The sequence below is a fragment of the Streptomyces sp. NPDC092045 genome (genome assembly GCF_044756005.1).
In the GTDB taxonomy this organism is placed as follows: domain Bacteria; phylum Actinomycetota; class Actinomycetes; order Streptomycetales; family Streptomycetaceae; genus Streptomyces.
Map to the genome: position 1 here is coordinate 1017381 of NZ_JBIVSC010000001.1, position 16521 is coordinate 1033901.

Annotated in this window: 14 protein-coding genes and 1 pseudogene; 9 read left to right on the forward strand and 6 right to left on the reverse strand. The window is 75.2% G+C overall.

Annotated elements, in window-relative coordinates; all coding sequences use genetic code 11:
- Positions 1–72: 72 nt before the first annotated feature.
- The 3 genes from ACIQKA_RS04415 to ACIQKA_RS04425 all read left to right on the forward strand — a co-directional run bounded on the left by ACIQKA_RS04415 (position 73) and on the right by ACIQKA_RS04425 (position 3266).
- A complete protein-coding gene (locus ACIQKA_RS04415) occupies positions 73–2412 on the forward strand; it encodes a PP2C family protein-serine/threonine phosphatase (RefSeq protein ID WP_402539940.1) in 2340 nt (779 codons plus the stop codon).
- 90 nt (positions 2413–2502) lie between these two features.
- Positions 2503–3000, forward strand: a complete 498-nt coding sequence (locus tag ACIQKA_RS04420; RefSeq protein ID WP_402539941.1) for a DUF2975 domain-containing protein — start codon at positions 2503–2505, stop codon at positions 2998–3000.
- A complete protein-coding gene (locus ACIQKA_RS04425) occupies positions 3000–3266 on the forward strand; it encodes a helix-turn-helix domain-containing protein (protein WP_402539942.1) in 267 nt (88 codons plus the stop codon). The genes ACIQKA_RS04420 and ACIQKA_RS04425 overlap by 1 nt, the downstream gene beginning before the upstream one ends.
- 41 nt (positions 3267–3307) lie before the next feature.
- On the opposite strand, the gene ACIQKA_RS04430 is transcribed toward ACIQKA_RS04425, so the two are convergent.
- The 5 genes from ACIQKA_RS04430 to ACIQKA_RS04450 all read right to left on the reverse strand — a co-directional run bounded on the left by ACIQKA_RS04430 (position 3308) and on the right by ACIQKA_RS04450 (position 6932).
- Entirely contained in the window at positions 3308–4393 is a 1086-nt protein-coding gene (locus ACIQKA_RS04430) for an iron-containing redox enzyme family protein (protein ID WP_402539944.1), read from the reverse strand.
- On the reverse strand, positions 4390–4680 hold the full coding sequence (locus tag ACIQKA_RS04435) for a CDGSH iron-sulfur domain-containing protein (protein WP_383150777.1): 291 nt from the start codon (positions 4678–4680) through the stop codon (positions 4390–4392). Before ACIQKA_RS04435 ends, ACIQKA_RS04430 begins: the two co-directional genes overlap by 4 nt.
- Before the next feature lie 97 nt (positions 4681–4777).
- Positions 4778–5488 (reverse strand): HemK2/MTQ2 family protein methyltransferase, encoded by a 711-nt coding sequence (locus tag ACIQKA_RS04440; protein WP_402539945.1) that lies wholly within the window; start codon positions 5486–5488, stop codon positions 4778–4780.
- A gap of 117 nt (positions 5489–5605) precedes the next feature.
- Complete coding sequence (locus ACIQKA_RS04445; protein WP_383150778.1) at positions 5606–5851, reverse strand: DUF6479 family protein; 246 nt, start codon at positions 5849–5851, stop codon at positions 5606–5608.
- A 112-nt stretch (positions 5852–5963) separates the two neighbouring features.
- The gene (locus tag ACIQKA_RS04450) at positions 5964–6932 is read right to left on the reverse strand and encodes an LLM class F420-dependent oxidoreductase (protein ID WP_402539946.1); all 969 of its coding nucleotides are present in this window, start codon (positions 6930–6932) and stop codon (positions 5964–5966) included.
- 349 nt (positions 6933–7281) lie between these two features.
- Here ACIQKA_RS04450 and ACIQKA_RS04455 point away from each other — a divergent pair, with 349 nt between their 5' ends.
- From ACIQKA_RS04455 to ACIQKA_RS04470, 4 genes are all read left to right on the forward strand, one after another.
- The gene (locus ACIQKA_RS04455) at positions 7282–8580 is read left to right on the forward strand and encodes an SLC13 family permease (protein WP_402539947.1); all 1299 of its coding nucleotides are present in this window, start codon (positions 7282–7284) and stop codon (positions 8578–8580) included.
- Positions 8581–8619: 39 nt separating this feature from the next.
- Positions 8620–8925, forward strand: a complete 306-nt coding sequence (locus ACIQKA_RS04460) for a DUF3040 domain-containing protein (RefSeq protein ID WP_383429089.1) — start codon at positions 8620–8622, stop codon at positions 8923–8925.
- A gap of 128 nt (positions 8926–9053) precedes the next feature.
- The gene (locus ACIQKA_RS04465) at positions 9054–9143 is read left to right on the forward strand and encodes a putative leader peptide (protein WP_383150783.1); all 90 of its coding nucleotides are present in this window, start codon (positions 9054–9056) and stop codon (positions 9141–9143) included.
- Between the two features lie 410 nt (positions 9144–9553).
- Complete coding sequence (locus tag ACIQKA_RS04470) at positions 9554–11023, forward strand: hypothetical protein (protein ID WP_402539948.1); 1470 nt, start codon at positions 9554–9556, stop codon at positions 11021–11023.
- A gap of 13 nt (positions 11024–11036) precedes the next feature.
- Here the strand turns inward: ACIQKA_RS04470 and ACIQKA_RS04475 are convergent, their stop codons facing one another.
- Positions 11037–15257, reverse strand: coding sequence for a molybdopterin-dependent oxidoreductase (locus ACIQKA_RS04475; protein ID WP_402540249.1), 4221 nt, complete (start codon positions 15255–15257; stop codon positions 11037–11039).
- Between the two features lie 211 nt (positions 15258–15468).
- Here ACIQKA_RS04475 and ACIQKA_RS04480 point away from each other — a divergent pair.
- Positions 15469–15868: pseudogene (locus tag ACIQKA_RS04480) on the forward strand (molybdopterin-binding protein).
- A gap of 237 nt (positions 15869–16105) precedes the next feature.
- On the forward strand, positions 16106–16495 hold the full coding sequence (locus ACIQKA_RS04485; protein ID WP_402539949.1) for a molybdopterin-binding protein: 390 nt from the start codon (positions 16106–16108) through the stop codon (positions 16493–16495).
- The last annotated feature ends 26 nt before the right edge of the window (positions 16496–16521 follow it).

Sequence of the window (16521 nt, forward strand, 5' to 3'; positions counted from 1 at the left end):
CTCGCCCGGCGCGGTCCACCGATGGGCCGGTCCTGTCGAGCGTTCCGGACGGGCCCGGCGTAGGGTCCGGATATGGGAGAGCCGGCGGACGCGGACGCCGATGACGTCTTCGGCGCGGGACGGTTGGAGGCCGTCCTCGCCGACGTGATGCGCGACACCGGGGCCTCGGTCGGCCTGATGTACCTCCGGGTGCCGGGCGAGGACATGCTGCGCCTGGCGCTGGTGTCGGGCGTCTCCCAGGAGATCGCGGCCCCCTGGGTCCGCATCCCGGCCGACGCCCCGATCCCGGTGGTCGACGCCATGCGCGACCGCGAACTCGTGTGGCTGGGGGGACAGCAGGAGATCGCCCGCCGCTACCCGCGCCTGGGCATCGTGCTGCCGTACGACTTCCTCCTCGCCGCCGCCCCGGTCGCCGACGACGATGCCGTGCGGGGCGGGATCGTCCTGCTGTGGCCGGTCTGGCATCCGCCCCACCTCGACGGGCACGAGCGCGCGGCGCTCGACGACTGCGGCCGCCGGGCGGCCCGCCTGCTGCGCCGGGCGGCCGAGCGGGAACCGGCGACCTACCCCTCCGAACCGCGCGTCGTGCACCCGGACCGGCCCCCGGAGGCCGACCCCGTCCTGTCCCGGTCCGCCCTCCGCTTCGCCGAACGGCTGCCCGTCGGCTGCTGCGCCATGGACCTCGACGGACGCCTCACCTTCCTCAACACCGCCGCCGCGGAGCTGCTCCAGGCGGGCGCGGCGGCGCTGCTCGGCAAGCGCCCGTGGGAGGCGCTGCTCTGGCTGAACGACCCCGTCTTCGAGGACCGCTACCGCGCGGCGGTGGTCAGCCGCCGGCCGATGTCCTTCACCGTCGTACGGAGGCCTGCGACGCGGCTGCTGTTCGAGCTGTACCCGGACGGCACCGGCATCAGCGTCCACGTCACCCGGGTGGCGGGACCCGGTGCGACGGGCGGGGAGGAAGGCGGAGAAGGGGGAGGGGGAGGGGAAGCTGCCGGAAGCGGGCCAGGAGCGGACGCGACAGCCCCGCCCGGAACCCCGGCCCCGCCCGGAACCCCCGCCCCGCACGGGACTTCGGCCCCGTCCGGAACCCCCGCCCCGCACGGCGTCTCCGCCGCGTACGGAACCCCGGCCTCGCCCGGAGCCTTCGGGGCGTCCGTCGCCCCCGGGGGACCGGCCCCGGCCCCCCGGCAGGCCGAGCCCGTGGGTGCCGGGGCCGTGTACCACCTCATGCACATGGCGGCGACCCTGGCGGAGGCGGCCGGGGTCCACGACGTCGTCGAGCTCGTCGCCGACCAGATCGTGCCCGCCTTCGGACCGCAGGGCCTCGTCCTGATGAGCGCGGACGAGGGGCGGCTGCGCATCATCGGCCACCGCGGCTACCGCCAGGAGTTCGTGGACCGGTACGACGGCACGCCCCTGACGGCCGAGGTCGCCGACGCCCAGGTCCTCGCCACCGGCGTCCCCGTCTTCTTCACCAGCCCCGAGGACCTGTACCGCGCCCACCCCCACGCCCCGCGCTACGAGGACCGCTCCGCCTGGGCGTTCCTGCCGCTGATCGCCTCGGGCCGCCCGGTGGGCTCCCTGATCCTCTCCTACGCCCGGCCGCGCCCCTTCCCGGCGGCCGAGCGGGCCATGCTCACCTCCCTGGCGGGCCTCATCGCCCAGGCGCTCGCCCGGGCCCGGCTCTACGACGCCAAGCACTCCCTCGCGCACAGCCTCCAGACCAGCCTGCTCCCGCACGGCCTGCTCCCGCTCCCGGGCGTCGGGGTCGCCGCCCGCTACCTGCCGGCGGGCCACGGCATGGACGTCGGCGGCGACTTCTACGACCTCATCCGCGCCGCGCCCGACACCGTCATCGCCGTCATCGGCGACGTCCAGGGGCACGATCCGAACGCCGCCGCGCTCATGGGGCAGGTGCGCACCGCCGTCCACGCGCACGCGACGGCCGGCGCGTCGCCCGGCGACATCCTCGCCCGCACCAACCGGCTCCTGAACGACCTGGACCCGGACCGCTTCACCAGCTGCCTGATCGTCGAACTCGACCTGGTCCGCCACCGCCTGAGGCTCGCCACGGCGGGTCACCCGCCGCCGCTCCTGCGCGCGCCCGACGGCCGGACCCGCCTCCTGGAGGCCCCGCCGGGCCTCCTCCTCGGGATCGCCCCGGACGTCGAGTACGCCACGGCGGAGGTGCCCTGGGAGGCCGGTTCCGTCCTCGTGCTCTACACCGACGGGCTCGTCGAGGCGCCCGGTGTCGACATCGGCACGGCCACGGCGGAGCTGTCCGGCCGCCTGGCGCGGTCCCGGCCCGGGGACCTGGACGCGCTCGCGGACGGCCTGATCCGGCACGTGAAGAACCCCGCGCACCGCACCGACGACGTCGCGCTCCTGCTCCTCCGCCGCGACCCCTGACTCCCGCCCCCTTCGCCCGCACGGGCCCCGTCTTGCCGTACCTATCGAATATCGATAGCTTGTTATCGGTTTTCGATCGAAGGGGATGTCATGGGAAAGCTGACGGTGCTCGCCCTGCGGGCCGTGCTCGCGGTACTGCTCGCGGGTTCGGTCTTCGTGGAAGCGGTGATGGTGCCGCTCCTGGCCGCCGACCTGGACGGGCTCAGGCCGGAGTACGCCCACCTCCGCACACCGCTGCTCGTGCTCGTCGTCCTGGGCGCGCTGACCGCGCAGACCGTGCTCGTCTGCGTGTGGCGGCTGGTGACGATGGTGCGGCGCGGCACGGTGTTCTCGCACGGCGCCTTCCGGTACGTGGACGTGATCACCGGCGCCTTCGCCGCGGGCGCCGGCCTGGTGTTCGCGTTCGCCGTCCTCCTGGCGCCCGGCGAGGCCGCCGCCCCGGGCGTGGTGCTCCTGGTCTGCGGAGCGAGCCTGGCGGTCCTGGGCGTGGCCCTGATCGTGCTCGTGCTGCGGACGCTCCTCGCCCAGGCCGTCGAGCGCGAGGCCGAGGCGAGGCGGATGCGGGCCGAACTCGCCGAGGTGATCTGATGCCGATCGTCGTGGACGTCGACGTGATGCTGGCCCGGCGCAAGATGTCCGCGGGCGAACTCGCGGAACGCGTGGGCATCACCCCGGCCAACCTCGCCGTGCTGAAGAACGGCCGCGCCAAGGCGGTGCGCTTCACCACCCTGGGCGCCCTCTGCGAGGTCCTCGACTGCCAGCCGGGCGACCTGCTCCGCTGGGAGCCGGAGCCGGAGCCCGGTGCGGCGGAGAGCGCGGCGGACCCCGTGACGGCGGCGGGGAAGCACGGCTGAGGGAGGGCGGGGCCCGGTCGGGCCCCGCCGGGCGGACGGCGCTACCTCCCGGACACGATCCGGTCGCGGTCCTCGGAGCCCTCGTGCTCCTCGCGGTCCTCGCGGTCCTCGGAGCCGAGCGGGGCCCGCAGCGCGCTCCGGCCCTCCTCCCAGGAGCCGAGGACGCGGGCGCCGAGCCGGTCCTCCAGGAAGCCGGTCGCCGCGATGCCGAGGGCCACGTCGGGCGCGAGGTCCGGCTCGTCCTCCAGGAGGCCGCCCACGACCTCCCGGCGCACGAGCTGCTCGTGGACGGCGTCGGCCTCCACGTGCTCGTCGTAGTACCGCTCCGCCGCCGGGCCCGCGCCCGTCCGCCGCATCGCCTCGACGAGCCGGGCGGCGGCCGGCGGCGAGGTCACCTCGACGACGGCGAAGTGCCCCACCAGCGCGCCGCGCAGCCGCCGGTGCAGGGCGAGGAAGGTCGACAGGTTCACCGCCGCCAGCGTCTCGGCCCCCACCGCGTCCACGTACCGCCCGTACGCGGGATCGAGCCCCAGGTCCACCATGAGGTCGGCGTAGAGCCGCTCGTGCATGCGCTCGGCGCGCCCGCAGCCGAACTCGTCGTACTCGATCGCCACCATCGCCGCCTTGGCCCGGCCGCGCAGCCGGGGGACCACCCAGAGGTACGGGTCGGCCTCCCGGAGCTGCGACACGGAGCGGAGCGCCGCGTACTCCCGCACCTGCCACCGCTCTCCCCGCGACGCGAGGAACGCGGAGACGCCGGTGGGCTCGGCGGGCTCCACGAGCAGGGCGCCCAGCTCCTCGTCCACGTCCCCGCGGCGCCGGCAGTCGTGGCGCAGCGCGCTCTCGAAGCGGTGCTCCAGGAGGGCGCGGGTCCTCAGCAGGTGCGGGTCCCATTCCAGGGTCTCGGGGACCCCGTCGTACCCCCGGTAGTGCAGGGCGTAGCAGAGGTGCAGGGCGAGCTGGAGGTCCTCCCCGTACGGGTCGCAGCGCGCGATCTCCGGGCCGTCGGGCAGCGCCCCGGGGTCGCCGAGCAGCCGTCGCCGGACCGCCCGCGACACCTCGCCGCGGGCCTCGGGGACCCCGGGCGCGACGGAGGCCGTAGGGAGGATCTGCGGGGCGGCGGTCATGAGGTCGGGTCCTCCGGGGAGTCGGCCGCCGGGCGGGGGCGCCGCTGCCGGTGGCGGTGGCTGGTGTCGCAGAACGGGGCCCGCCCGCTCCGCCGGCACGTGCACAGGGCGACCACGGGCCGCTCGCAGTGCCGCACCGATCCGTCGGGCATGACGACGTCCACCGGCCCCTCGACGAGCATCGGCCCGTCGTCCAGGGGCCGGACCAGGGTCGGCGCGCTCCGCGCGGGACCTTCCGTCCGCACCGGGGGCACGGCCCCGGGCCGTACGTCCGGGGAAGGGGACATCACACACCACCCATCGGCTGTCTCGTTTCCTCTGCTGCGCGGCTGCCCCGCCGGACCGCGCCCATGCGCGGGCGGCGCGGCGGGGGAGGGGCCGGGGTCACGCGCGGGACGCGCGGATCACGACCAGTTCCTCCGCGCGCGTCCCGGGCGGGACGAGCCCCCGGGCGGCGAACCACTCCTCGCGGGAGGCCATCACCGGGCCGTAGGGCTGGGCGCGGCGGTCGGCCACCCGGGCGCGCAGCCCGGCCCGGCGCAGACCGTCCAGGGTGGCGGTGACGCCGGAGAGCGACGACTGCACGACGAGCAGCGTCCCGGCGGAGGTGAGCAGACGGGGCACCCGGGCGCAGACCCGGTCGAGGAGGAGGCGCCCGTCCGTGCCCGCGTCCCAGGCCCGCCGGGGGCCGCGCGCGGGCAGCGCGGGGTCCTCGCAGGGCACGTACGGCGGGTTCACGGTGATCAGGTCGAAGCGCTCGTGCGCCACCGGGGCCTCCAGGTCGCCCCGGAACAGCCGCACCCGGCAGCGGTGCCGCAGCGCGTTGAGGCGGGCCGTGGTGACGGCCGCGCGCGAGATGTCCACGGCGGTGGCCCGCGTGCCCCGCAGGGCGGCGGCGACCGCGACGACACCGGTCCCGGTGCACAGGTCGAGCGACCGCGCGCCGTGCCGGAACTCCTCGCGCGCCAGGTTCGCGAGCAGCAGCGCGGTGTCCCCCTGGGGCGCGTACACCCCGGGGAGCCGGTAGACGCGCGGCACGCCCGCCCGCCCGTCCCCGGGCGGTGCGGCGAAGTCCTCGCCGACGGGAGGGGTCATCTGAGTCACAGTGACCGGCCTCCCGCCCGGGACGGGGCGCCCGGCGCCGGCGGCACGCGGTCCACCGGCGCGGACGTCTCCTCGGAGCTTCGTATCGGGATTCCCATGGCCCGCGCCTCAGCGCTCCTGGTTCCGCTCGGACTGCTCCGGCGGCTGCCAGGACTCCCGCCTCGCCTCCGCCGCCGGGGGCTGTGCCACCCCGGCGGTCTGCTTCCGCCGGGCCACCCGCCGGGAGCCCCACCAGAACGCGCCGAGCAGCAGGGCGGCCACCACCACCCCGACCGCGATCAGCAGGAGCGAGGAGGAGCCCCCGGCGGCCAGCGGGGAGGCCGGTGCGGCGGCGGAGAGAGGGGAGAGAAGCATGATCGCCCTTCCTGTCGGAGACGGGGCACTGTGGTTCGGACCGGCGGGTACCCCCGGCGGGGGGAAGCATTCGTCCGCGCCCGCCGCCCGCCGCCGAAGGAGTGATCCGCCCTCAGAGCCGGTCGCGCAGGGCCGGGAGCAGCTCCTTCTCCGCCCAGCGGAAGAACGGCTCCTGGTGCCCGCCGCCGATCTGGACGAGGGCCAGCTCGGTGAACCCGGCCTCGGCGTACGGGCGGGCGGCCTCCACGAACGCGTCGATGTCGTCGCCGCACGGGATGTTCTCTGCCACGTCCTCGGGCCGCACGGTCTCGGTGGCCTGGGCGAACCCGGAGGGCAGCGGAAGCTCGGAGTTGACGCCCCAGCCGTTCAGCGACCAGCGGAACTGGTCGTGGGCGCGCGCCACCGCCGCGTCCCGGTCGGGGTCGTAGCAGACCGGCATCTGGCCGACCCGCGGCTTGCCCGCGCCGCCGTGCTCGTCGAAGGCGTCGAGCAGCTCCCCCTTCGGCTCGGTGGCGATCACCAGGTCCGCCCGCTGCCCGGCGACCTTGCAGGAGTGCGGGCCCGACACGGCGATCCCGATGGGCGGGGGAGTGTCGGGGACGTCCCACAGCTTGGCGTTCTCGACCTGGAAGTGGGTCCCGCGGTGGGTCACGTACGCGCCGGAGAACAGGTCGCGGATGATCCCGGCGGCCTCGTCCAGCATCTCCAGGCGGACGCCGGCCGAGGGCCAGCCCTCGCCGACGACGTGCTCGTTCAGGATCTCGCCCGAGCCGAGGCCCAGCCGGAACCGGCCCTCCGACAGCAGCTGCACGGTCGCCGCCTTCTGCGCCACGACCGCCGGGTGGTAGCGGAAGGTCGGACAGGTCACGTACGTCATCAGCGGGATGCGGGAGGTGGCCTGCGCCGCCGCCCCCAGGACGCTCCACGCGTACGGGGCGTGGCCCTGGGAGTCCAGCCACGGGAAGGAGTGGTCGGAGATCACGGAGAAGTCGAACCCGACGCGCTCCGCCTCGACCACGTGCCCCACCAGCTCACGGGGCCCGGCCTGCTCGGTCATCATCGTGTAGCCGATCTGCATCATGCCGGGCGACTTGCCGCGAACGCGCCCCTTGAAACGGGCATGACGGACACTTCTGGCGACGGCGGCCGGAACCGCGTGCGGCGGGCGAAAATGGGTGCCGGCCCCGATGCGGACGGATGGTGCCCCGGGGGACGGTGGGGTGGAGGATCGCCCGGCGACCCGGTCGCCGCGCCGGTGCACGGGGCGGGACGCACGGAGTGCGGGCCCGGCCGGTGGCACCGGTCTTCCGGGCCGTGGCACGAACGGAGTCCGCGCCCATGACACGTCCCCCCCGGAGACCACGGAGCCCCCGCACCGCTCCGGAGAACCCGCCCGAACCCGGCCGCCGTCCCCACCGGGCGGGTCCGCCGTGAGCGTGACCACGTGGGCGACCGTCGCGGTGTTCGCCGCCGTCTACGTGCTGATCGCCACGGAACGGGTCCACCGGGTCGCCGCGGCCCTCGGCGGCGCGGTCGCGATGCTGCTCATCGGGGCGACCACCCCGGAGGACGCCTTCTTCTCCGAGCACACGGGCATCGACTGGAACGTCCTCCTCCTGCTCCTCGGCATGATGCTGATCGTCTCCGTGCTCAAACGCACCGGCGTGTTCGAGTTCGTCGCCATCCGGGCGGCGAAACGCTCGCGGGGACGCCCGTACCGCCTCATGGTGCTCCTCATCCTCACCACCGCCGTCCTGTCGGCGTGGCTGGACAACGTCACCACCGTCCTCCTGATCGCCCCGGTCACGATCGCGGTCTGCGGCAAGCTCGGCCTCCCGGTCGTGCCGTACCTGATCGCCGAGGTCATGGCCTGCAACATCGGGGGCGCCGCCACCCTGATCGGCGACCCGCCCAACATCATGATCGGCTCGCGGGCCGGCCTCTCCTTCAACGACTTCCTGCTCCACATGGCTCCCATCACCACCTTCCTGATCCTGGTGTTCGCGGTGATGGCCCGCTGGATGTTCCGGGGCTCCTTCCCGTACGACCCCGAACGGGCCGAACGGGTCATGGCGATGAACGAACGGGAGGCGATCACCGACAAGCGGCTCCTCGTCGTCAGCGGCGTCGTCATCGGCCTGGTGATGGTCTGCTTCGTCCTGCACACCGTCCTGCACCTGGAACCCTCCGTCGTGGCCATCGGCGGAGGACTGATCCTGCTCGCCGTCTCCCGGCTGAAGCCGGACGAGGTGGTGGCGGACGTGGAGTGGCAGACGCTGGCGTTCTTCGCCGGACTCTTCGTCATGGTCGGCGCCATGGTGCGGACCGGGGTCATCACCGACATCGGGGAGGCGGCGGCCCGGGCCGCCGAGGGGAAGCTGTTCGGCACCTCGATGGCCCTGCTCTTCGGCTCGGTGGTGCCCTCCGCCGTCATCGACAACATCCCGTTCGTCGCCTCGGTCGGCCCGATCGTCTCCGAGATCGTCGGGTCCTCCGGCGGGACCGAGCGGGCCGGCATGCTCTGGTGGTCCTTCGCCCTGGGCGCGGACCTCGCCGGCAACGCCACGATCATCGCCTCCTCCGCCAACGTCGTCACCGTCGGCATCGCCGAACGCGCGGGCCACCCCCTCTCCTTCTGGCAGTTCAGCAAGTACGGCCTGGTCGTCACCGCCGTCACCACCGCCATCGCGGGCCTGTACGTCTGGCTGCGCTACTTCGTCCTGGCCTGACCGACGCCCCGCCGGGCCACCGAGAGGAGTGAGGACACCATGGGCGACTCCGACGAGGAGAGGCTCGCCGACCTGGAGGCCGTCGTGTGGCGCGACGACCCCCGCTTCGCCCGCGGCCTGGACGAGGGCCGCCCCCGGCGCCCCCGTGAGTACCGGCGCGGCCGGGCCTGGCCGGCCATGGCCCTGGCCCTCGCGGCCGTCGTCGTCGGAGGGGTCGTCCCGCACGGGCTGCTCCTGGCGGCGGGCCTCGTCATGGCGGCCCTGGCGGTGAACCTCTTCGACGGCCGGGAGCGGCGGCACCGGCACCGGCGGGGACACGAAGGGGGCTCCGGCGGCCGGTGGTGACGCCGGGGCGAACCCTCCTGCCCGGCCCGGCCGTTGAAGCCGTCCGCGCCGCCCTCCGTACCGCCGTCCCACTCCGTGGAACGGCGGCCGGTGCGCCTTGACCCCGCCGACGGGCACCTGGTTCGATCATGTGCGTGAAGAGCAGCCGGACGACCCTCACGCGACGACGCCACGTCGACCTCGCGCGGACGTCCGGCGCCCTCTGTAGCGTGCGCTGACCCCGGCCGCGGCGCCGCGCGCCCGCTGACGCCGACCGCAGCCGCCGCCCCCGGAAACCCCGCTCGGCCGTAGCCCCGGTCGGCGGGTGCCCGTCCCGGTCGCCGCCCGTCGCCCCCGGCGCGCCTCCGGCCGCCGGAGCCGGACCCCGGTCGCGTGACGCCCGGCCGGCCCCGCGGGGCTCATCGGCCTCACCGAAGGCCCCCTGATCCCCTCGGCCCCATCAGCCCCGTCCATCCCACCGGCCCCACCGGTCCCTGCCCTCCCGGCGATCCCGGGAGCACCGGCCGAGGGGTCCGCCCGCCCGTGCCCGCCGCCCCGCCCGTACGCACCACTCCGCCCGTACGGGCCTCCTCTGCGCCCGCGTGCGCCCCCGCCCCGCACCCCCTTCCGGAAGGATCCCGTCCCCGTCATGCCCCTCCCGTCCGTACGCTCCCGTGCCCGCCGCAGGCCCCTGGTCGCCGCGCTGTTCTCCGCCCTCGCCCTCGCGGCCACCGCCGTCCCCGCCGGAGCCGCGCCCACGGCCGGCTTCGCCCCCGTACCGCCGCACAACCCGTACGCGGGTCCCGACGGGACCGCCACCATGCACGGGGACACCGGCTCCTCGGACACCACCCCGCTGGCGGGCCCCGGCGCGGGCCCCCTCGCGTCGAAGCGGGTGGCCCTCGCCTCCGCCTGCCCCACCGTCCTCGTCGGCTCCGACGGCCACCCGGTCGTCCTGTGCACCCCGATCTTCGGCCAGGTCCCGACCGTCCACCTCCTCGACCCGGCCGACGGCTCCTCCCTCACCACCCTCCGGCTCACCAAGGGCTCGCTCCTCGGCGGCGTCTACGCCTACCTGGACGACGAGGACCGGCTCGTCGTCGTGGACGGCAGCCGCCACCTCCTGCGGGTCGCCCACCGCAAGGACGCCTCGGGGAAGTGGCACCTCTCCCTCGACCGGAGCCTCTCCCTCGCCTCCGCCGTCCCCGCCGACGACGCGGTCACCGGCCTCTCGCCGGACTGGCAGGGGCGCGTCTGGTTCGCCACCGGCAACGGCGTGGTCGGCCTCGCCGACGACCGGACCGGACGGGTCACCACCCTGCGCCTGCCCGCCGGGGAACGCGTCGCCAACAGCATCTCCACCGCCCCCGAGGGCACCGCCGTCACCAGCACCCACGCCACTTACCTGCTCACCGCGGACGCCGACGGCACCCCGGCGATCGCCTGGCGGCAGGCGTACGACCGGGGCCGGGCCCGCAAGCCCGGCCTGCTGAGCTGGGGCAGCGGCTCCACCCCGACCTTCCTCGGCCCGAAGACCGGCACCGACTACGTCGCGATCGTCGACAACGCCGACACCACCGTCCGCCTCAAGGTGTACCGCACCGACGGCGGCGCGGAGATCTGCTCGATCCCCGTCCTCCAGGCCTCCGGCGGCCCCGGCAGCGAGAACTCGCCCGTCGGCGCGGGCAACAGCGTCTTCGTCGCCGGCACCTACGGCTACCCGTACCCGGCCCTCCCCGACGGCGCGGGCCCGTCCGTCCCCTCCTCGGCCGACTTCGCCGGCGGACTGACCCGGGTCGACATCCGCCCCGACGGCACCGGCTGCGCCACGGTCTGGGACAACACCCTGCGCTCGGCGGCCGTCCCGAAGCTGTCCACCGCCACGAACACCCTGCACACCGTCCTGCGCGACCCGCTCGTTCCCGGGACCGGGGGGACGGGCGTCCTCGACCCGTACCGCTACGTCCAGATCGACCCGGAGACCGGCCGCGTCACCCGCTCCCAGCAGGTCGGCGTCGGATCCCTGTACGACACGCTCCAGATGGCCGGCACCGTCGCCCAGGACGGCGCCTACCTCCAGGGCACGGTGACCGGCGTCCTGCGGATCACCGCGGGCTGAACCCCGGCCTCCGTCAGTACACGTCCCGGACGTACCGCCGGTCCGCCGCCATCCGCTCCACGTAGGCCGCCGCCTCCTCGTCGCCCATCCCGCCGTGGCGGGCGACGAGTTCGCGCAGGGTGTGGTCGACGTCCCTGGCCATGCGGGCGGCGTCGCCGCAGACGTGGAAGTGGGCGCCGTCCCGCAGCCAGGACCAGAGGACGGAGCCGTGCTCGCGCATCCGGTCCTGGACGTAGACCTTGTTGCGCCGGTCGCGGGAGAAGGCGGTGTCGAGCCGGTGGAGGTGGCCGGAGGCGAGGTGGGCCTCCAGCTCCTCGCGGTAGTAGAAGTCGGTGGCCTCGCGCTGTTCGCCGAAGAACAGCCAGTTGCGTCCGGTGTGGCCCCGGGCCAGGCGGTCCTCCAGGAAGCCGACGAAGGGGGCCACGCCCGTCCCGGGACCGACCATGATCAGGGGTGCGGCCGGGTCGGCCGGCGGCCGGAAGTGCGGGGAGCGCCGCACGAAGACCTGGACGGGGCCGTCGTCGGCGTGGTCGGCGAGGTACGCCGAGCACACGCCCGTGCGGTCCCGGCCGCGGCCGTTGGCGTAGCGCACCACGGAGACGGTGAGCCGGACCTCGCCCGGGTGGGCCAGCGGGCTGGAGGAGATCGAGTACAGGCGCGGCTGGAGGCGCTTGAGGACCCCGGTCCACTCGGCGGCGGAGGCGCGGACGGAGAAGCCCCCGATCACGTCGGCCGTCTGGAGCCCCCACCCCCACTTCGCCAGCTCGTCCTTGTTGCCGGGGCGCAGCAGCCGCCTGAGGTCGTGGCTCCCGGAGCGCTCGGCCACGAACCTCAGCAGGTCCGGGGTGACGCGCGTGATGTCGAGGCGGGTCTGCAGGGCCTCGGCCAGCGGGAGGGGCCCGGCACCGCCCGCATCGACCGGCTCGCCGGGGTCGAGGCCGGTGAGCGCCAGCCACTCGGCGACCGGACCGGCGCCGTTCACCGGCCACACGCCGAGCGCGTCGCCCGCCTCGTACGCGAGCTCGCCGCCCCGGGTGTCGAAGGCGAACCGCCGCACCTCCTTCTGTGAACCGGGCAGGCTCAGCAGCCGGTTGCCGACGAGGAGCGTGGCGAACGGGGAGGCCTTCGTGTACGCCGGGGGCCCGGCGACCCGCCCGGCGGGGGCGGGCGCATGGACCGGGGAGGGGGACGGCGCCGGGGCCGGCCCGGAGGCCGGGGCGGCGAGCAGCGGCAGGAGCGCCGCGAGCCACGCCCCGGACCCCTCCTCGTGGTCGGGTTCGCAGTCGGTACGGGGGTGGAGGCGGGTGGCGCCGAGCGCGGCGAGCCGCTCGTCGACGCGCCGGCCGTGGCCGCAGAAGTCGGCGTAGCCGGAGTCGCCGAAGGCCAGGACGGCGAAGCGGACGCCGTCGAGGCGCGGGGCGTCGGCGGAGGCCAGCGCCTGCCAGAAGGCCGTTCCGTTGTCCGGGGCGTCGCCGTCCCCGAACGTACTGGTCACCACCAGCAGGTCCGTGTCGGGACCGATCTCCCCGAGGTCCGCGCCCTCCATCGGGAGGAGGGCCGGGGCGTGCCCGGCCTCGGCCAGCCGGCCGGCGGCGGTGGCGGCGAACTCCTCGGCCGTCCCGGTCTGGGAGGCCCACAGGACCAGCAGGCGGCGCGCGGGGGCGGCCCGCCGCCCGTCGTCCGGCCCTCCCTCCCGCGCCGGGCCGCCGGACGGGGCCGGCGCGGCGGTGCGCGAGAACGCCCCGGCGAGCACCCCGTCGACCCAGAGGCCGTGCTCCGGCGCGAAGGGTGCGGACGCCGGGAGGACGGGCACGCGGCCGTCGACGGGCCCGGCGGGCCCGGAGATCCCGGGGGGTCCGGCGAGCCCGACGAGGAAGCCCGCGAGGTAGTGGCGCTCCGGCTCGGTGAACGGGGGAGGGGCGAGGTCCGCGACGCCGAACAGGGCGGCGAGCGCGGGCACGGCCCCTCCGCCCGGCTCCCGTCCCGCCTCCGTCTCCCGTTCCGCCCCCGCCTCCCGTGCCCGCTCCTCCTCCGGGCGGACGACGGGCACGGGAGCGGCCGTCTTCGCGAGGGTCACCGCGCACACCTTGAACTCGGGCTGGAAGGAGACCGGATCGACGGCGTCGTTGGTGACGGCGTTGATGCCGAGGTACTCCCCGGACAGGTCGTTCCAGTGGAACGGCGCGAAGCAGTTCCCGGGCAGGACCCGGTCGGTGACCACGGCGGGCAGGACGGCGCGCCCGCGCCGCGAGGCGATCTCCACGCCGTCGCCCTCGGCGATGCCGAGCGCCGCCGCGTCCTCGGGATGGACCTCGACGAAGGGGCCGGGGTTCAGCTTCGCGAGCCTGGCGACCTTGCCGGTCTTGGTCAGGGTGTGCCACTGGTGCTGGAGGCGCCCGGTGTTGAGGACGAACGGGTAGGAGTCGTCGGGTGGTTCCGCCGCCGGGAGGTGCGCGCGCGCGAAGAACCGGGCGCGCCCGCTCGGCGTCGGGAAGGCCAGCCGGGGGCGGGTGCCGTCCTCGCGCTCCAGGAGCGTCTGGCTGACGCCGTCGTTCAGGTACCGGACCGGGTTGCGGTCGGGGCCGTCGGGGGTCGGGGCCGGCCACTGGACGGGGGTGGCGCGCAGCCTCTCGTACGTCACGCCGCGCAGGTCCCAGCCGGTCTGCGGGTTCCACGCCCGCTTGAGCTCCTCGAACACCTCCTCGGCGGAGGCGTGCGCGAAGCCCTCGGCGAAGCCCATCGCGCGGGCGACCCGGGCGATGAGCAGCCAGTCGGGCAGCGCCTGCCCGGGCGGGTCGACGACCCCCTGGACGAGGGTGAGGTTCCGCTCGGAGTTGACCATGACGCCGTCGGACTCCGCCCACAGCGTGGCCGGCAGCACCACGTCCGCGTAGGCGTTGGTCTCGGTGTCGGCGAACACGTCCTGGGTGACGACGAGTTCGGCGGCCTCCAGCGCGTCGATGACGGTCCTGCGGTGGGCGACCGAGGCGACCGGGTTGGTGCAGATGATCCAGCAGGCCTTGATGTCGCCGGCCGCCATCCGCTCGAACATGTCGACCGTGCCGCGCCCCGCCTCGGCCCGCAGCGTTCCCTCGGGGACGTTCCACAGCTCCTCGACGAAGGCGCGGTCGGCGTCGACGAGCACCGACCGCTGGCCGGGCAGCCCCGGCCCCATGTAGCCCATCTCCCGGCCGCCCATGGCGTTGGGCTGACCGGTGAGCGAGAAGGGTCCGGCGCCCGGACGGCAGATCGCGCCGGTCGCGAGGTGCAGGTTGACGAGCGCGTTGGTGTTCCAGGTGCCGTGCGTGGACTGGTTGAGCCCCATGGTCCAGCAGCTGGTCCACGCCCCGGCCTCGCCGATCCACCGCGCGGCCCGCCGGATGTCGGCCTCGGGGAGGCCGGTGATCCCGGCGACCTCGGCGGGCGGGTAGTCGGCGAGCAGGGCGGGCATCTCCTCCCAGCCCTCCGTGAACTCCGCGACGAACTCCTCGTCGACGTGCCCGTTCTCGACGAGGAGGTGCAGCAGGCCGTTGAGCAGGGCGAGGTCGGTGCCCGGCCGGATGGGCAGGAAGAGGTCCGCCTTGTCGGCGGTGGCGTTGCGCCGGGGGTCGACGACGATCAGCTTCGCCCCGGCCGACTTCACCCGGTCCATCATCCGCAGGAAGAGGACCGGGTGGCAGTCCGCCATGTTGGAGCCGATCACGAGGAACACGTCCGCGTGGTCGAGGTCCCGGTACGAGCCGGGCGGCCCGTCCGCGCCGAGCGACAGCTTGTAGCCGGAGCAGGCCGAGGCCATGCACAGCCGGGAGTTCGACTCGATCCGGTGGGTGCGGACGAAGCCCTTGGCGAGCTTGTTCGCCAGGTACTGCGCCTCCAGGGACATCTGCCCGGAGACGTAGAAGGACAACGCGTCGGGCCCGTGCTCGTCCAGGATCGCGCGCAGCCGCCCCGCGACCGCTTCGACGGCGGCGTCCACGTCCGTCTCGACCGGCTCGCCGCCGCGCTCCGCCCGGACCAGCGCCTTCCCGAGCCGGCCCGGGGCCGCCGCCATGTCGGCGCTCGTGGCCCCCTTCGTGCACAGCCGCCCGGAGTTGGCCGGATGCGCCTTGTCGCCGGACGCCCGCACGACCCTCCGCAGCCCGGTCGCCGGGTCGCGCGCGACGTCGAGGACGATGCCGCAGCCGACCCCGCAGTACGAGCAGACCGTTCGCGAAGTCCCGCCCTCCGGCTCCATCGGCACCCCTCGTCGTCGTCCTCCCGGGTGGGAGGTCTCCCACCCCCACGACCGTAGGAAGCCCCGGTTTCCGGACGATCACGCCCCCCGGGCGCGGGACGTTACACCGGACGCACGACGGGAGGCGGAGCGCCGTGAGCACCCGCCGCCGGCCGGTGGAGGACGCCGGGGGCGCGGCCCCGATCCGCCGGACACCCCCTGGAGTGCGGGGATGCCGTCGTACAGCATGGGGCAGGCCGCGCGGCTGCTCGGAGTGAGGTCCGGAGACCGTCCGCCGGTGGGCGGACGGGGGCAGACCGGCCGTGGAGCGCGACGGGGCCGGCCGTCGGGTGATCGAGGGCGCGGCCCTGGCCGCCTTCGCCCGGGAGCGCGGGGCCGGGCTGCACGCCGTCCCGGAGGACGACGCGTCGACCTCCGTGCGGAACTCCTTCGTGGGGATCGTGACCGCGGTGCGGGTCGACGACGTGGCCGCCCAGGTGGAGGTGCAGTCGGGCCCGCACCGGCTGGTGTCCCTCGTGACCCGCGAGGCCGTCGAGGAGCCGGGCCTTGGGGTCGGGGTCACGGTCACCGCCCGGGTGAAGTCGACCGACGTCCACGTCGACCTGCGCTGAACGGCCGCGGACGGGCCCGCGGCTCGTCGTCCCGTCCGACCGCTGCGGAGCCCGCTGCGCCAGCGCCGTCACGGGCATCTGGACCGGCCCTCCGCGGCTCGCCGGAGGTCTTCCGTCCGAGGCGTGGGACCGGAGGGCGACCCCGCTCGTCGGTTCCTACCACCCTCCTCTCATCCGCGATGGAGAGTCCGACGACTTTCTTGCAGATGAGAGCGAGCACGGCCTACGGTGTCGCATATGCAGTCCTACACCATCGGACAGGCCGCGCGTCTGCTGGGCGTCAGCCCCGACACCGCGCGTCGCTGGGCGGACGCGGGCCGGGTCGCCACCCACCGCGACGAGAGCGGGCGGCGCGTCATCGACGGGAAGTCGCTCGCGGCGTTCTCCGTGGAGATCGCGCAGGACGACGAAGAGGACGCGTCGTACACGTCGGCGCGCAACGCCTTCCCGGGCATCGTCACGGCGATCGAGCTCGGCGACGTCGCGGCCCAGGTCGAGATCCAGGCCGGTCCGCACCGGCTCGTCTCCCTCCTGACCCGGGAGGCCGTGGAGGAACCGGGACTGGAAGTCGGCGTGCAGGCCACCGCCCGCGTGAAGTCGACCAGCGTGCACATCGACCGCACCTGACCACCCCTCACGCACCACCGCAGCAC

What these genes read in the sequence shown, in the direction of transcription:
- ACIQKA_RS04465 (WP_383150783.1), top strand. Translation starts at nt 9,054, where the DNA reads ATGTGCGTGAAGAGCAGCCGGACGACCCTCACGCGACGACGCCACGTC.
- ACIQKA_RS04475 (WP_402540249.1), bottom strand. Translation starts at nt 15,257, where the DNA reads ATGGAGCCGGAGGGCGGGACTTCGCGAACGGTCTGCTCGTACTGCGGG.
- ACIQKA_RS04435 (WP_383150777.1), bottom strand. Translation starts at nt 4,680, where the DNA reads ATGTCCCCTTCCCCGGACGTACGGCCCGGGGCCGTGCCCCCGGTGCGG.
- ACIQKA_RS04445 (WP_383150778.1), bottom strand. Translation starts at nt 5,851, where the DNA reads ATGCTTCTCTCCCCTCTCTCCGCCGCCGCACCGGCCTCCCCGCTGGCC.
- ACIQKA_RS04450 (WP_402539946.1), bottom strand. Translation starts at nt 6,932, where the DNA reads ATGATGCAGATCGGCTACACGATGATGACCGAGCAGGCCGGGCCCCGT.
- ACIQKA_RS04460 (WP_383429089.1), top strand. Translation starts at nt 8,620, where the DNA reads ATGGGCGACTCCGACGAGGAGAGGCTCGCCGACCTGGAGGCCGTCGTG.
- ACIQKA_RS04425 (WP_402539942.1), top strand. Translation starts at nt 3,000, where the DNA reads ATGCCGATCGTCGTGGACGTCGACGTGATGCTGGCCCGGCGCAAGATG.
- ACIQKA_RS04415 (WP_402539940.1), top strand. Translation starts at nt 73, where the DNA reads ATGGGAGAGCCGGCGGACGCGGACGCCGATGACGTCTTCGGCGCGGGA.
- ACIQKA_RS04420 (WP_402539941.1), top strand. Translation starts at nt 2,503, where the DNA reads ATGGGAAAGCTGACGGTGCTCGCCCTGCGGGCCGTGCTCGCGGTACTG.
- ACIQKA_RS04440 (WP_402539945.1), bottom strand. Translation starts at nt 5,488, where the DNA reads ATGACCCCTCCCGTCGGCGAGGACTTCGCCGCACCGCCCGGGGACGGG.
- ACIQKA_RS04485 (WP_402539949.1), top strand. Translation starts at nt 16,106, where the DNA reads ATGCAGTCCTACACCATCGGACAGGCCGCGCGTCTGCTGGGCGTCAGC.
- ACIQKA_RS04430 (WP_402539944.1), bottom strand. Translation starts at nt 4,393, where the DNA reads ATGACCGCCGCCCCGCAGATCCTCCCTACGGCCTCCGTCGCGCCCGGG.
- ACIQKA_RS04470 (WP_402539948.1), top strand. Translation starts at nt 9,554, where the DNA reads ATGCCCCTCCCGTCCGTACGCTCCCGTGCCCGCCGCAGGCCCCTGGTC.